The following is a 14,431-nucleotide window of genomic DNA, read 5'->3' on the forward strand; positions in this document are numbered from 1 at the left end:
GCTCCAGCACCGCCCACTGTTCATCCGTGAGATCTCCCCGCCCCATGAACAGCGATCATCCAACGCTCAAGATCCACTTTCGACACACGGCCTAGTCCGCCGGTCAGGAGAGCCGACCCTGCCGAGAGCCCCCTGGGCGCATCACGCCCAGGGAGCTTCGCTGCCCCACGCTGACCGCGACGGAACGGTTGCGCGTGGAGCGTTGACGCTTGGTCGTTGCGCGACATCGCCGAGTCCGGGTGTCCGTAGGAGGCGTCTCGAACCACCCTGCGCGACTGCGCCCGGAGGTGCGCCGCTACATTGCCGCGATGGACGTGAACGAATTCCTGGCCCGCCCGCTGGTCGCCCGTGTGGCAACCGGGGGCCCCTCGGTCCGCCCGGTGTGGTTCATCTGGGAGGAGGGGGCATTCTGGTGGCTCACTGGCGCGTACTCCCGGCTGGAGCACATCATCGCCGAAGATCCGCGCATGGCACTGGTCGTGGATACCTGCGAGCCGGCCACGGGGGAGGTGTTCTCCGTGACGTGCCGGGGGAGCGCCGAAACAGTGGCGCTTGACCGGGCGCGGGCGGAAAGGAAGTTGGGCAAGTACCTCGGGCCGATGGAGCACTGGCCGGCACGCTTCTCCGAGCCGCTGGAGGATCCGGCTACGAAGATGGTGCGGTTCGTGCCCAACCGTCCGCCTAGGCTGCAGGATCGGTCGTGGTAGGTCCAGCTGCCGTTTCGAATCTCACGAGCGCGCTCCCACCCCAGCGGATCCCTTCTCGCTGCGGATGCGCGCCCGTTCGCTGCGTAGGGCTGCGAGGGCGTAGGGGTGGCGGGCGTTCGGGTTGCGCCGGCGCAGGCAGGCGTGCAGGGCCCGGGTCGGGCCCGCTCTGACGGGACCGCTGCACCCCCGGATGGATGACGCGCCGGCCGGCTTTAGCCCGGTCGGGCCGACCCTGGAACATGGGGCCGGAAATCGGTGAGGGAGGCCGCGGAGGCCGTGCCGGGCCCGGCCGCGCTGCGGGCGGGGGTGGCGTACGAGGAGGAGCCGGACGGGTAGCGGGCGCTGCTGTTCACCCCGGCCGGTCCGGGTGGCGCGGTGCTCGTGCAGACCCGCTGCGGGGCGCTGGTCCAAGGACCGGTGGCCGGACCTGGTGTCCGCAGCCGAGGCGCAGCCGCCGCACGGCCTGGTCCTCGACGGCGAACTCGTCGTCGAGGACACCGGGGCGGGCCGGCCGCCGTGCGGGGCGTTGCAGCGCCGCGCCGACACCCGCCGCTGCGTGTTGGACGACTCGCGCCGTCACCGGAGCCCTCAAGCTGGATATCGATCACGTGGTCGCGCTCGCGGAGGCGTGGGATGCGAAGTAGGCGGAGTCGTATCGGCTGCATCATTCCGCTTGGCCCGCTGAGGCCCGGACCCCCAGCGTGGAGACCGGTGCGGACAACTCCGGGATGGGGGCGGGCGTCAACGAGCTCGTGCGGATCAACGGCGGTATCCCTGCAGAGTCGCGCTCGCCCCGATCAGGCCTGCGGCCGTCTGGGCGGTGGTACGGCCAATCGGGTCCTCCGCAACAGGCGCCGGCCAACGGCCGTCAAGGGCTCCGCCGGGTCACCGCCAGGTGCGGGTGTCCAGGACCTTCCCGGATCGTACGTCCACCCGACCCTGGAGATCCCCCGCCCGGGTGGCGATGACCAAGACGGGCACTCCCTCAGCGCCCAGGTAGGCGGTGTAGAAACCGAAGACCGCGTTCGGGTCGCCGGACATCTCCCGCGGCGGGGTGAGACGGAACTTCTCGGAGCCGTCAGCCTGGTACAGCACCGCGTTGTCGACGGGAGTGAACGGCTGGGTGTTCAGAGCCTCGACCACGAGCACCAGCGTCTCACCACCCTGCCGCCACGCAACCACGGCCTGCGGCGGCTTGGCGTAGTGCTTGTCCACCGTGGTGCCCGCAGTCCTATCGCTCCAGCGGACCGCGGTTTCGCCCGCCGTCCAAGCGAGGGACACCTCTGCTCCTTCTGCTGTCACTTGGGTATCTCCACAGGAGGGCCGACTGGGATCAGCCGGGCTCGGTCGGTGTAATTCAGGATTTCGAGTTGGCCGGCGCCGCCCGGCAGGTGCCCCAGCGTCGGATCGGTCTGCGGTCCGATGATGCTCTCCTGAATGCGGATGGGGTCGCCCCCTTCCGGTATCCGGTAGCGCTGGAGCACGGACACGTCGTCCTTCCAGTCCGTCCGAACGGCCGGTTGGTCGCGAACGAATTGCTGGTTCGGTACGTCATCGAACGTACCGAAGGCACCCGGGGTGGACGGCGACTGGCCTTTGGACAGGACCATGTTGAATTCTTCACCCGGCTGCGCGATGCGCGACGTGCTGGGGGTCACGCCGCCGCCCGCCGGTTTGAGGCGCGTTGGGGCCTGACGGCGATGTCGCCGCAGGACCGTACGGCGGTGCGTCGTCCGTCGACGGGGGAGCTGGCGAAGGCGCACCGGCGCGGCCTGCTGGAGAGCGCCCGGCAGTCCCTTCAGCGCGCGGTGCGTACCGCGGCCGCGCTCGCCGGGGAGGGGGTTGGAGGTTGCGCAGGGTGCTGTGGCGGTCGTGGTTGGCCAACAAGGCGCTGTCCGGGACCCCGGCCGACCGGGCTGCGGTCCTGGCGACCGGCCTGCGTCTGGCCCGGGCCGAGACGAGCGGGTTGCCGTCGCCCGGATCCTGGCCCGTCCGGGTATCAATGACGCTCTGCGTGCCGAGGCCGACAAGGCCTTGGACGGTACGCCGGAGGAGCTGTGGTATTTCATCACGGTCGGTCAGTACCTGGCTGACCGGCGCTGCTGGGCACCCGGTGGGGGAACGCCCGGGCCCAGTGGCGGACGCAGAACGAGACGCCGGGCACCACCGGTGAACGGGGCGTCTGGAGGACCTCGGCGCCTGCTGGTCTCCCCCACCCCGCCCCGAGCCGCATCTCCGCCCTGCCCCTCTCTCCCGGGGCGGAGATGTGTGACATGGCGGCCGATGCCCCCGATCGTCAGAGCCAGCCCTGCTGCGCCGCTTTGAGGCCGGCTTCGAAGCGGCTCGTCGCGTGGAGGCGTTCCATCAGGGCGGACATCTGGCGCCGAACGGTGCGCAGGGACACCCCGAGGCGCTTGGCGGCGGCCTCGTCGGTCATGCCCGAGGCCAGGAGCTTCAGCAGTTCGAGTTCGGTCGTGGTGGGAAGGGTGTCGCTGGGGCGGGGCCGGTCCGCGCCGAGCGGTACCGCCGAATCCCACGTCTGCTCGAAGAGTGTGGTCAGGGAGGCCACGATCCCGGGCGCGCTGGTGCACAGGGCGCCGAGCCGGGAGTGGTCCGGGTCGATCGGGACGACCGCCACCGCGCGGTCGAATATCAGCAGGCGCGGCGGCAGGAGCGGACTCGTCCGCACCTGGCCGCCCTGTTCGGTCAGCCACCGCGCGTAGGCCAGCGTCGTCGGATCGTTGCGGGCGCTGTCCTGGTAGACCGAGCGCATCTCGATGCCGCGGTCCAATGCCCGCCGGTCCAGCGGCCGGGAAGCCTCCAGGCTCGCTTCCGACAGTGCGCCGCCCGGCAGGATCGCCAGGCACTCCCTGGTCAGTCCGTGGGCGAGCTGCTCCAGGCGGCCCTGGATGGCGTCCATCCCCACGAGCCGTTCCGCGCCGTCGACCTCGGTGTTGGGGCTGAGTCCGGCGAACTCGGAAACCACCTGCGCCGCGGCGGCCTTGCTGCGGGCCAGTTCCTGCTGCTGCCTGGCCAGCTCCTCTTCCTGGCGCCGCAGGAGCAGCTCCAAGCCCAGTTCGGGTCGCACCGCGCGCAGGCCGCCCGGGCAGTCGCGGGACGGTCTGAGCAGGTCGAGGTCGACGAGCCGGTCCAGGCCCTCGCGGACCCGGGTCTCGGTCAGACCGAGGCGGTCACTGAGCTCGGTGATGCCTCCCGAAGGGTCGGCCAGCATGCCCCGGTACACGGCTTCCACGTCGGCTCCGAGCCCCAGCGTTTGCAGCATCTCCCAGCCCCCCGGCTGTAGTTGGGCCGCCCCCGGCGGGCGTCGCCCCCGCGATCGTAGGCGAAGTCTGTCACCAAGGTGCCAGGCCTGTTGGTGCCAGCCGGAACCTCTTCTTCGCAGGTCCCGCGGGCAGCAACATGGTGTTCACCGGGACGGCGGGGACGAAACTCCCCGACTCAGGCCAGAGCCGCAAGGACGATCCGGACCAGCGCGCAGCACACCGCACCGAACGCCTCGCTTCCATGCCTGTGACCTGGGGGAAACCATGTCCCGCACCGCCCGCACCGCCCGCACCGCCCGCACCGCCCGCTTCGCCGCTGTCGCCGCCGTCCTCACCGCCCTGTGCGCCGGCGCGGTCACCACCGCCTCGGCGGCCGCCGCCGAGGACCACAGCGTCAGCGCCGCCGCCGACGGCAGCATCAACTGGGACACCGCGCCCGCGTCAATCGAGGACAGCATCAACTGGGACACCGCGCCCGAGTCCGCCCGGGACAGCATCAACTGGGACTGACCGCAATGCGCGTCGTACGGGCCTCACTCTCAGGGCCACGTGCCGATCCGGACCCGGAGGGCGTGCTCGCGCTCGTCTCCGATCTGATCTGGGCCCACACGCCCGCCGCCCACGGACTCGAACACCTGCGGACCAAAGCCGCGGCCGACGGCGTGGACGTCTACCTCTTCCTGAGGGCCGCCTCCGAAGCCGCGGCCCTCACCCAGGCCCACGCCATCCTCGACGGCGCCCGCGCCCCGCTGCGGGCGCACGGCTACCGCCCCGGCGAGCCGCGCCGCGAACGTTCCCCAGGAGAGCACAGTGACCGCCACCCTCCGTCAGGCCGCCCGTAAGAGCGCGGGAGCCGCCCTCTCGACCGCCCTCGGAGCCTGCCTGCTCACCGCCGCGGCCGTCGCCGCCGCCCCGGCCGCCGAGGCCGCGACCACGTGCGGCGGGACCGCCTCGATCTACGGCGTCCTTCCCGACGGCCGCCTGACCTTCAGCACCATCACCCCGGCCACCGGCGCGCTGAAGAAGGTGCGGGTCGGAGCGGACCTGGGGTTCGAGCCCAGGGCGATGGCCACCCTCGACTTCAACACCGTCCTGGTGACCTCGACGACGGGCGCGCTCTACCGCCTCGACGTCCTCACCAACAACGAGTCCCTCGTCCTGGAACGCCCGCCCGTCAAGATCTTCGACAGCGGCTGGACCCACGACAAGCTCACCTACGACGGACACGGCCACCTCTACGGCACGGCGGGCGGGGTCCTGCTCCAATACCTGGTCTCACAGCCCAAGCCGACCGGCTCGGCGCACATCGGCCAGCGCAAGGAGATCGGCAGCGGCTTCGTCCTGAAGACCCTCACGGCCGCCGGAGACGACCGTCTGCTCGCCACCACGTCGGCCGGCGCGCTCTACTCCTACAAGATCAACGCCGATGGCACCTGGGACCGGGACGACCTCAAGCCGTCCGGCTGGTCCGGCTTCGACCAGGTCGTATCGCCCGGCGGCGGCCTCTTCTACGGCCGGATCGAAACCACGGGCGCCATGTACTGGTACAAGGACGCCAATCCGGCGGACGGTTCCGGAACCGACATCGCGTACCACAACGACACCCCCGTCAACACCGGCGGCTGGACGCAGCGACTGCTCTCCGCCCAGCCGGGGACCTTCAACTGCACCACCACCGCGGACCCGCTCGACGGCCACGACATACCCGCCGTGAAGGCGGCCGGCCGCGACCTGATGAACCGGCACGACGCCGGCGCCTGGAACAGCACCAGCCAGTGGAACTGCCTGGAGCAGCTCTGGGACAGGGAGAGCGGCTGGCGCTACTGGGCCGACAACCCGAACTCCACGGCGTACGGCATCCCCCAGGCCCTGCCCGGCTCGAAGATGGACGCCTTCGGCGACGACTGGCGCACCAACCCGGTCACCCAGATCAAGTGGGGACTGTCCTACATCGACGGCCAGTACGGCACGCCCTGCGGCGCCTGGACCCACTTCCTGAACAACAACTGGTACTGAACGGCCCCGAGCCGCGCCCGCTCGCCCGTTCCGCCTCCCCTTACCTCCCCTTACCTTCCCTCACCTCCCGGCCCGACGCGCGTACGTCAGGGCTGCCCAGAACCTGGAGACACCCATGTCCTCGTCGTCACTCAAGCGCCGCCTCGCCGCCACCCTGGCCGTCTCTGCCACCACTCTCGGCATGATCACCCTCACCTCGGCGCCCGCCCAGGCCGCCGCCATCTGCGGCGGCAACGTGTCGGTCTACGGCATCCTCCCCGACGGCCGCCTCACCTACACGGCGATAGCCCCCAACACCGGTGACCGCGTCAAGACCCTGGTCGGCGCGAACCTCGGCTTCACGCCCAAGGCGATGGCCACCCTCAACTTCAACACCGTCCTGGTGACCTCGACGGCCGGCGCGCTGTACCGCGTCGACATCCAGACCAACGACAGCGCCCTGGCCCTGGCCGGTGTCACGAAGATCTGGGACAGCGGCTGGACCTTCGACAAGCTGACCTACGACGGCGCAGGTCACCTCTACGGCACGGTCGGCGGCGAGCTCCACCGCTACAACGTCTCCCAGGCCAAGCCCGCCGGACCCGCCCACATCGCCAAGCACGCCGTGATCGACACCGGCTTCGTCCTGAAGACGCTCGCCGCCGCGGGCGACGACGTCCTCATCGCCTCCACCGCCGACGGCCGCCTGCTGTCCTACCAGATCAACGGCGTCGGAGACTGGGAGAGCTCGGAGCTCAAGAGCTCCGGCTGGTCGGCGGTCGACAACCTCGTCTCGCCCGGCGGCGGCCTCTACTACGGCCGTACGAACGGCGGGATGTACTGGTACCACGACGCCGACCCCACCGACGGCAAGGGCGACGACATCGCCTACCACCCCGCCGACCCGGTCGACACGAGCGGCTGGACCCAGAGCCTGCTCTCCGCCTTCGCCAACGACTGCACCTACCAGCCGCCGGCGCCCCCCACCCCCACCCCCTCCACCAAGGGCGGCCAGATCGCGCGCAGCGAGATCATGAGCCGCGCCGCGAACTGGCTGAGCCGTGACATCGCCTACGACCAGAGCGCGTACGCCTCCGACCCGGACGGCGACCACGCCTACCGCACCGACTGCTCCGGCTTCGTCTCCATGGTCTGGCACGCCGGTACCAGTTACACGACCCAGAGCCTGCCGGGCACCGCCGCCACCATCTCCAAGTCCGAGCTCCAGCCCGGTGACGCGCTGAACACCCTGGACGGGCACGTGGTGCTCTTCGAGAAGTGGGTCGACAAAGCCGCGGGCAAGTTCTCGTACATCCACGAGGCGAACACCAACGACGACATGATGCGCGGTCAGGACTACCTGAACGGCGGCAGCGACGGCCGCATCGCCGGCCACGCCGCCTCGGGCTACGTCGCCCTGCGCTACGACCACGTCGTCAACGGATAACCCCCCGCGCGAGCGAAGGCCGGACCGCCCTCCACCGGGCGGTCCGGCCCTCACTCGTGGGTCGCTCCGGGGCCTGGGAGGCCGCCCTCGGCGCCGGGGGCGGTCCCCGGTGACCGAGTGGTCGCGCGGGTGCCGCCGCGGCGGCACCGTGCTTGGTATGGACCTGACAAGCGGGGGCGGCTAGCGTAGCGGTTGACACTCTGTGAGAGCGCTCTCAAGCGTTCGATCCCCACACCAGGAGGTCTCGTGAAACACGACCGCCCCTTACGCGCCGCCATCGCCGCCCTGCTCCTGACCGTCGGCCTGGGCGCCGCCCACGCCGGTGTGGCGAGCGCCGTCCCGCTTCCGGAGCCCGCCGCGGCTTCGTCTGCCGCGGATTCGCCCGCCGCGGCTCCGTCTGCCGCGGCGCCGTCCGCCTCGGCCGGACTGCTCGACGCGATGCGCCGGGACCTCGGGCTCACCGCTTCCCAGGCCGAGGCGCGGCTGAGTGCGGAAAAGGCCGCCGCGGCCGTGGAGAAGACCGCACGGCAGGCCGCGGGTGATGCGTACGGCGGTTCGTGGTACGAGCCGTCCACCGGCCGGCTCGTCGTCGCGGTGACCGACCGTGCGGAGGAGTCCGAGGTGCGGGCCTCGGGCGCCGACACCCGCCTCGTCCGGCACAGCGCCGCCGCGCTGGACCGCGCCAAAGCGCGCCTGGACACGCTGCGCGCCCCCGGCGGGGTGGCCGGCTGGCACGTCGACCCGCGGACCAACAGTGTCGTCGTCACGGTCGTACGTACCGAGCGGGAAGCCCCCGCCGTACGGGAGTTCGTCGACCGGGCCCGGGCCGGCGGTCCCGTCACCGTCGCCGAGACGGCGCAGGCGCCCCGTACGTACGCCGCGGGCACCGTCGGCGGCGACCCGTACTACACCGGCAACGTCCGCTGTTCGATCGGCTTCTCCGTGTACGGCGGCTTCGTGACGGCTGGGCACTGCGGACAGGCGGGGGCCGCCGTGCGCGGCTGGGACGGGTCCGCGATGGGCACCTTCCAGGGATCCTCGTTCCCCGGCAACGACTACGCGTACGTCGGGATCCACAGCGGCTGGTGGACCGTACCGGTGGTGCTCGGCTGGGGCACCATCCCGGACCAGTTGGTACGCGGCTCCGCCGAGGCACCCGTGGGCGCCTCGATCTGCCGGTCGGGATCCACGACGCACTGGCACTGCGGCGCCGTCCTCGCCAAGAACGAGACCGTCAACTACAGCCAGGGCGCCGTCTACCAGATGACGAAGACCAGCGTCTGCGCCGAGGGAGGCGACTCCGGCGGCTCGTTCCTCAGCGGGGACCAGGCCCAGGGCGTCACCTCCGGCGGCTGGGGCAACTGCTCGTCCGGCGGCCAGACGTGGTTCCAGCCGATCAACGAGATCCTCGGCCGCTACGGCCTGACGCTGCACACCGCCTGACGCTGCACACCGCCTGAGGCCGGACACCGCCTCACCCTGCACGCGCCCGAGGCCGGCGTGGCACCAGGTCCTTCCGGGCGCGAGCACCCGGAAGGACCTGGTGGCCGGGGGCAGGCGGTACGTACGCCCGCGCGCAGTACCCGCGGCGGCGGTCCGGCCGACGATCAGGTGAGGCTCCGATTCGCACCCCTCTGCATCAAGCCAGCCTTAAGAGAGTGTTAAGCCGAAGGCCATAGGAGAAAACCGCAGCTCAGAGGCGTGCGAGGAGTGACGCCTGACGTTGCCATGACGGTTACCTCTCCGTAATACTCACTGCCTCGGGTGACATTGCGTCTCGTTTGAGAGCGCTCTCGTATCCCTCGTGTCACTCGTCACGGATCGCCGGCCTGGCCCTCTTCCTTCCCCCCACCCAGACAAGGAACCATGCCCATGGCTGCTGCTCATCGCGCACGCCGCCGCTCCCTCGGCGCAGTGGTGCTCCTGGTGACCACCGCCCTGGTCGCGGCGGTGCTCATGTCCTTGACCCGGTCGGTCGCCCCGCATGCCGGCGCCGCCGTCGTCGGGCAGAGCTGGTCCGACGAGTTCGACGGCGCGGCCGGCCGCGCTCCTGACGCCGCCAAGTGGACCCTGGAGAAGGGTGGTTCGGGCTTCGGCAACCACGAGTTGCAGTACTACACCAGCAGCACCTCGAACGCCGCGCTCGACGGCCAGGGCAACCTCGTCATCACTGCGCGCAAGAGCAGCGACGCCAACCTCGCCTGCTGGTACGGGCAGTGCCAGTACACTTCGGCCCGGCTGAACACCGCCAAAACCTTCACCCAGGCGTACGGCCGCTTCGAGGCCCGCATCAAGATCCCGCGCGGCCAAGGCGTCTGGCCCGCGTTCTGGATGCTCGGGAACGACCTCGGCAGCGTGGGCTGGCCCAACAGCGGCGAGATCGACATCATGGAGAACATCGGCCGCGAACCCAACACCGTGCACGGTACGGTGCACGGCCCCGGCTACTCCGGAGCGGGCGGCCTCGGTGCCGCGCACAACCTGCCGGGCGGCCGCGCCTTCGCCGACGACTTCCACGTGTTCGCCGTCGACTGGAGCCCGAACTCCCTCGTCTGGTCGGTGGACGGCACCACGTACAAGACCCTTACGCCAGCCGACACCGGCGGCGACAAGTGGGTCTTCGACCACCCGTTCTTCGTCGTCCTCAACCTGGCGGTCGGTGGGGACTGGCCCGGCACGCCGGACGCCTCCACGTCCTTCCCGCTGACGATGACGGTCGACTACGTCCGCGCCACCTCCGCCGGCGCCCCCGCCGCACACCCGGTCCGTGGCATCGGCGGCATGTGCGTCGACGTCGCCGGCGGCTCCGACGCCGACCGCACCCCCATCCAGCTGCACGACTGCACCGGCGGCGCGGCCCAGCAGTGGACCATCGGGGGCGACGGCACCGTCCGCGCCCTCGGCAAGTGCCTGGACGTCGAGGCAGGCTCCACCGCCGACGGCGCCGTCGTCCAGCTCTACACCTGCAACGGCACCAGCGCCCAGAAGTGGACGTACACCGCCGCCCGCGACCTCATCAACACCGGTGCGGACAAGTGCCTGGATGCCAAGGACAAGTCCTCTGCCGACGGCACCCGGTTGCAGACCTGGTCCTGCACCGGCGCCACCAACCAGAAGTGGACGGCCGGCTGACCCACCAGCCCCGCCGCCCTCCCATCCTTCCCCGTCCCTGCGTCCGACCGCTCCCCCCGCCCGCCCCCACGAAGAACGGACCCCCACCGTGACGGCTCGCCACCAGCGCACCATGCCCCGTAGAAAACTCCTCGCCGTGACAGCGGGCCTGGCCCTGGCCGTGCCCGCCGCGGCTGCCTGGCTTGAGGTGAGCGCCAACGCGTCCACCACCCCCACGCTCCCCCTGGACCTGGTGAACACCACCGGCAACAGCACGGTGTACGCCTATGTGCTCGGCCGTGACCCCGCGGCCGGCGGCACCTGGGCCTTCATCCAGGCCAACGGCTCCAGCCTGTACCACCCGCCGGCCCCGGCCAACGATCAGACCCCGCTCGGGGTCGACTGTGCCATCCCCCTCAAAGCGCCCGGCGCCGGGGCGCGGAGGGTGGTGCTGCCGCGCCTGGACAGCGGCCGCATCTACTTCTCCGTCGGCACGAAGCTCACCTTCCTGGTGAACCGCGGTGGCGGTCTGGCCCTGCCGTCGGTGAGCAATCCCACCGACCCGAACGCGAACGTCCCGCACGACTTCTGCGAATTCACCTTCAACAGCGACCAGTTGTACGCCAACATCACGTTCGTCGACATGGTCTCGCTGCCGATCGCCTTCGAACTGGAGACCGGGCAGGGCACCCAGACGGTACGCGGGCTACCCGCCGACGGACTGTCCCGGGTCGCCGCCGCGCTGCGGGCCCAGTCAGCCGCCGACGGCAGCGACTGGAGCCGGCTGGTCGTCACCGGGGGCGGCCGCGACCTGCGCGTACTCAGTCCCAATCTGGCGATCCGCGGCAACAGCGGCCTGTTCCGCGGCTACTTCGACGGCTACGTCGAGGAGGTGTGGAACAAGTACCGCTCCACCGACCTGCGCATCGACACCCAGTTCACCTGGGGAACCGTCACCGGCCGGGTGAACGGCGACGTCCTCGCTTTCCCCGGAGTCGGCAACTTCGCCAAGCCGTCCACCCTTTCGATCTTCTCCTGCAGCGACGCGCCCTTCACCACGGGCAACGACCTGATGGGCAATCTCAGCGCACGGCTCGCCGCCGCCTTCAACCGCACCACCCTGCTGGACAACCCCCACCAGCCGACCGCCGAGAACCCCGCCGCCTTCTACACCCGGCCGCGCACCAACCACTACGCCCGCATCCTGCACGACACCACCCCCGACCATCTCGGGTACGCCTTCCCGTACGACGACGTGCACCCGGCCGGAGTCGACTTCGAGGGCAAGGTGCAGTCCGGCAGCCCCGGCCGCTGGACCATCACGGTCGGTGGTGTGGCCGGCGGCGGCACACCGACCCCGACGCCGACCGCCACCGCCCCGGGCGGCGGGGTCAGCGCCTTCACCACCATCCAGGCCGAGGCATTCAACGCCCAGTCCGGAGCACAGGTCGAGGCCTGCTCCGACGGCGGCGGCGGCTCCGACGTCGGCCATCTGTCCAACGGCGACTGGCTGAAGTTTTCGGCCGTCGACTTCGGCGCCACCGGCGCCACCCGCTTCGACGCCCGCGTCGCTTCGGGGGCCGCCGGCGGAGTCAGCGGCCTGGTCCAGGTCCGCCTCGGCAGCCCCACGGCCACCCCGGTCGGCGGCTTCGCCGTCGCCAACACCGGCGGCTGGCAGGCATGGCGCACCGTCCCCGCGGACATCGGCCGCACCACCGGAACCCATGACGTCTATCTGACCTTCGACAGCGGCCAGTCCGCCGACTTCGTCAACGTCAACTGGTTCTCCTTCGCCTGACGGGCTCGTGCAGGGTTGGCGGTGGCCCGTCGAAGGGTGCAGGTCGGCTCGGTGGTCACCGGGCGTCGTCTACGGCGCCCGGTGACCACATGGGCGCGGATGTCAGCGCTGGTGCTGCAGTGCCTCGGCACCTGCGGCGATGACTTCGGCGAGCCGGTTGGCGAAGTCTGCGTTGCACCCTCCGAGCCGGACGAAGCCGTGGCTGCCCACCGGCCCGTCGTTGCTGAGGGAGGGAAGGGTGAGCTCTGCCCGCGCGAGGGCTGCCTGAAGGTTGGTGACGGCGTCTTTGCCGGCCTGGTAGGCGGCATCCTGGCGCCGCTTGTGCTGGATTCGCTCGACGTAAGCCAATTCGTACGCCATGTTGCTGACCTCTCTTGGTAGACGTGGTGAGGCGCCGGAGCGCGTTGTGTATGCGGTGTAGCGGGTCGTGGCCCTCTGGCAGGTGCGCACGCTCTCTGCGCACTCTCTGCGCACAGGGTCCTGGTCGTCGCGGCGCTGGCCAACTGAGCAGCAGGCACGCCAAAGAAGCCGATGGCGCTGCCCGTTGGCCGCGTGAGGCATGACCCATCCCCACGGCACCTCACTCGGGTGCGTCGCAGTGACCGGGCGCTGCGGGTGAGGTCCGGGCCGCCGCCCGTTGGGCGGATTCCAAGGGCCCGCCTCGCGTGGGACGATGGTGGGTAGACCGTCGGACTGAGTCTGCGTACGGCCCGTGACTATCGGTTTGGATCTTCGTTTCAAAGGTGCAGGCGAGCACCCCTTTGACGCGTGGGAAGGACCGAGTTGGCCAAGGAGTCAGCGGCTGTCACCGCCTTCGCTCTTCGCGGTCGCTGCCCATGGGGTGCTCGACTCTCATGCGCCGTACCCGAATCCGTGACTGTGCGGCGCGGAGCGTACGCCCCTGCTGTCTGCCGCGGGGTAGCCGGGGGGAACTCGGACCGGGCTCTGTCCCGCCGCGGTGGTTCGCCTGAGCTGCGGGGGCGCAGCGAGGGGCGGGTTTCGATGCCGGGGAGCGGTTTGGCGCGGTGGTCGCGTGAGGGTGATCTGGCGGACCAGTTGTTGAAAACAGGCCAGTGCCGCGATGGCCGGAAGAGCGGAAGCCGCCCCGGCGGCGATCGTTCGGGGCGCCTGAGCCACGCAGAGAAGCGTCGCCAGGGTGGAGAACAGCAGAACGATGGACCAGGAATGGAGCGCCCGGCGCTGGTGCAGGGCCGATCTGAGGATCGACAGAGAGGCAACCATCCAGGGGCCGTAGATCAGTAGGGGCCACCAGCTCACCACCGCGCGGGCCGTGTGGGGTGCGGCACTGTGGCGCAATGTGTCGCAGATGGCGAGCCCACTGAGGATGCTCACGACGGCGGCGATGGTGCCGACCAGTGCGGCCGTGAACAGACTGCCCGTTTCCAGCAGGGTCACTACCGGCGTTCTGGACGGGCCACGGCGGTGACCGCCTGAGGACTGTGCGGGCGCAGGTTCGGTAGAGGCGTGTTTCAGCCGCGTGACGAGGCCGATGGTGCCGGCCGTGTCACCCATGCCGTCGAAGCCGTCTCGGGTGAAGGCCTCCGTCTGACCGGGTGCGGCGCTCTCTTGGAGCAGGCCGGCGAGTTCCTCCGCCGGATCCCACGGCGGATGCGCCTCGCCGGGCCCGCCGAAAGTGTCCCTGGGGGAGGGATGCTGTCCATGCTCTGGCAGGCCCCAGAACGCGGAGATCTCCGGCTGGGGGTGGAGGCCGTGGTGGTCCGGGTACCCGTACGACTCATACACGGGAGCAGCCATCCGAGCCGCCAACGGTTGTTGCGCTCGTCGCGGTGGTCCCCAGCTGCCTGCCGAACTCGACCTGGATCATGCTCATCGCGTGGAGGAAGTCCTCAAAGACCGAGGACGAGTAGCTCAGATCGATTTCCACAGTCCCGTGTTCCAGCGTCGCATGGCGGGTATCGCCACCGTCGGCTGAGCTTGGATTGAAAAGCCACTTCCCGATCCGGACGGTTCCGGAGTGAGGACGGCCTCCCTGTCCGTCTTCCTCTGCGGTCCTGCCGAAGAAGACGGGGAGCTTTGCTGTTGTCATATTCCATAAACGCTGTCGATG

15 protein-coding genes and 1 pseudogene are annotated in these 14,431 nt (G+C 70.4%); 9 read left to right on the plus strand and 7 right to left on the minus strand.

Annotation, left to right across the window (positions count from 1 at the left end; translation table 11 throughout):
• Positions 1-308: 308 nt before the first annotated feature.
• A complete protein-coding gene (locus tag AB0M92_RS23715) occupies positions 309-707 on the plus strand; it encodes a pyridoxamine 5'-phosphate oxidase family protein (RefSeq protein WP_366104274.1) in 399 nt (132 codons plus the stop codon).
• Here AB0M92_RS23715 and AB0M92_RS23720 read toward each other — a convergent pair.
• The 3 genes and pseudogenes from AB0M92_RS23720 to AB0M92_RS23730 form a co-directional block, all read right to left on the minus strand.
• A pseudogene (locus tag AB0M92_RS23720) lies at positions 682-863 on the minus strand (hypothetical protein); the annotation flags it as partial. The gene AB0M92_RS23715 and the pseudogene AB0M92_RS23720 overlap by 26 nt on opposite strands.
• A gap of 729 nt (positions 864-1,592) precedes the next feature.
• Positions 1,593-1,988, minus strand: a complete 396-nt coding sequence (locus AB0M92_RS23725; RefSeq protein WP_366104275.1) for a hypothetical protein — start codon at positions 1,986-1,988, stop codon at positions 1,593-1,595.
• 17 nt (positions 1,989-2,005) lie between these two features.
• A complete protein-coding gene (locus AB0M92_RS23730) occupies positions 2,006-2,365 on the minus strand; it encodes a hypothetical protein (RefSeq protein ID WP_366104276.1) in 360 nt (119 codons plus the stop codon).
• A gap of 214 nt (positions 2,366-2,579) precedes the next feature.
• Between AB0M92_RS23730 and AB0M92_RS23735 the strand changes: the two genes are divergently transcribed.
• Positions 2,580-3,032: a hypothetical protein gene (locus tag AB0M92_RS23735; protein WP_366104419.1), complete on the plus strand. Its 453-nt coding sequence runs from the start codon at positions 2,580-2,582 to the stop codon at positions 3,030-3,032.
• Here AB0M92_RS23735 and AB0M92_RS23740 read toward each other — a convergent pair.
• A complete protein-coding gene (locus AB0M92_RS23740; RefSeq protein ID WP_366104277.1) occupies positions 3,004-3,990 on the minus strand; it encodes a helix-turn-helix transcriptional regulator in 987 nt (328 codons plus the stop codon). The two genes, AB0M92_RS23735 and AB0M92_RS23740, sit on opposite strands and share 29 nt — an antisense overlap.
• Positions 3,991-4,255: 265 nt before the next feature.
• Here AB0M92_RS23740 and AB0M92_RS23745 point away from each other — a divergent pair, with 265 nt between their 5' ends.
• The 7 genes from AB0M92_RS23745 (at position 4,256) to AB0M92_RS23775 (ending at position 12,342) form a co-directional block, all read left to right on the plus strand.
• On the plus strand, positions 4,256-4,501 hold the full coding sequence (locus AB0M92_RS23745) for a hypothetical protein (protein ID WP_366104278.1): 246 nt from the start codon (positions 4,256-4,258) through the stop codon (positions 4,499-4,501).
• 62 nt (positions 4,502-4,563) lie between these two features.
• Positions 4,564-4,833 carry a hypothetical protein gene (locus AB0M92_RS23750; RefSeq protein ID WP_366104279.1) on the plus strand — a complete coding sequence of 90 codons (270 nt, stop codon included), beginning with the start codon at positions 4,564-4,566 and terminating at the stop codon, positions 4,831-4,833.
• Positions 4,802-6,007 carry a tachylectin-related carbohydrate-binding protein gene (locus AB0M92_RS23755; RefSeq protein ID WP_366104280.1) on the plus strand — a complete coding sequence of 402 codons (1,206 nt, stop codon included), beginning with the start codon at positions 4,802-4,804 and terminating at the stop codon, positions 6,005-6,007. Before AB0M92_RS23750 ends, AB0M92_RS23755 begins: the two co-directional genes overlap by 32 nt.
• A gap of 115 nt (positions 6,008-6,122) precedes the next feature.
• Positions 6,123-7,433, plus strand: coding sequence for a tachylectin-related carbohydrate-binding protein (locus tag AB0M92_RS23760; RefSeq protein WP_366104281.1), 1,311 nt, complete (start codon positions 6,123-6,125; stop codon positions 7,431-7,433).
• Positions 7,434-7,679: 246 nt separating this feature from the next.
• Positions 7,680-8,876, plus strand: coding sequence for a S1 family peptidase (locus tag AB0M92_RS23765; protein ID WP_366104282.1), 1,197 nt, complete (start codon positions 7,680-7,682; stop codon positions 8,874-8,876).
• A 429-nt stretch (positions 8,877-9,305) separates the two neighbouring features.
• Positions 9,306-10,565, plus strand: coding sequence for a family 16 glycosylhydrolase (locus AB0M92_RS23770; protein WP_366104283.1), 1,260 nt, complete (start codon positions 9,306-9,308; stop codon positions 10,563-10,565).
• An 88-nt stretch (positions 10,566-10,653) separates the two neighbouring features.
• Positions 10,654-12,342, plus strand: coding sequence for a beta-1,3-glucanase family protein (locus tag AB0M92_RS23775; protein WP_366104284.1), 1,689 nt, complete (start codon positions 10,654-10,656; stop codon positions 12,340-12,342).
• Between the two features lie 102 nt (positions 12,343-12,444).
• Here the strand turns inward: AB0M92_RS23775 and AB0M92_RS23780 are convergent, their stop codons facing one another.
• The 3 genes from AB0M92_RS23780 to AB0M92_RS23790 form a co-directional block, all read right to left on the minus strand.
• Complete coding sequence (locus AB0M92_RS23780) at positions 12,445-12,702, minus strand: hypothetical protein (protein ID WP_366104285.1); 258 nt, start codon at positions 12,700-12,702, stop codon at positions 12,445-12,447.
• Between the two features lie 492 nt (positions 12,703-13,194).
• The gene (locus tag AB0M92_RS23785; RefSeq protein ID WP_366104286.1) at positions 13,195-14,106 is read right to left on the minus strand and encodes a hypothetical protein; all 912 of its coding nucleotides are present in this window, start codon (positions 14,104-14,106) and stop codon (positions 13,195-13,197) included.
• A complete protein-coding gene (locus AB0M92_RS23790) occupies positions 14,099-14,410 on the minus strand; it encodes a hypothetical protein (protein ID WP_366104287.1) in 312 nt (103 codons plus the stop codon). Before AB0M92_RS23790 ends, AB0M92_RS23785 begins: the two co-directional genes overlap by 8 nt.
• Positions 14,411-14,431 lie beyond the last annotated feature (21 nt).

It is taken from the genome of Streptomyces sp. NPDC051582, assembly GCF_040681715.1.
Taxonomy (GTDB): Bacteria; Actinomycetota; Actinomycetes; order Streptomycetales; family Streptomycetaceae; genus Streptomyces.

Excerpts from the sequence above, each read along its gene's own strand:
- AB0M92_RS23715 (WP_366104274.1), top strand. The coding sequence starts at position 309 with ATGGACGTGAACGAATTCCTGGCCCGCCCGCTGGTCGCCCGTGTGGCA.
- AB0M92_RS23740 (WP_366104277.1), bottom strand. The coding sequence starts at position 3,990 with ATGCTGCAAACGCTGGGGCTCGGAGCCGACGTGGAAGCCGTGTACCGG.
- AB0M92_RS23745 (WP_366104278.1), top strand. The coding sequence starts at position 4,256 with ATGTCCCGCACCGCCCGCACCGCCCGCACCGCCCGCACCGCCCGCTTC.
- AB0M92_RS23760 (WP_366104281.1), top strand. The coding sequence starts at position 6,123 with ATGTCCTCGTCGTCACTCAAGCGCCGCCTCGCCGCCACCCTGGCCGTC.
- AB0M92_RS23770 (WP_366104283.1), top strand. The coding sequence starts at position 9,306 with ATGGCTGCTGCTCATCGCGCACGCCGCCGCTCCCTCGGCGCAGTGGTG.
- AB0M92_RS23780 (WP_366104285.1), bottom strand. The coding sequence starts at position 12,702 with ATGGCGTACGAATTGGCTTACGTCGAGCGAATCCAGCACAAGCGGCGC.
- AB0M92_RS23790 (WP_366104287.1), bottom strand. The coding sequence starts at position 14,410 with ATGACAACAGCAAAGCTCCCCGTCTTCTTCGGCAGGACCGCAGAGGAA.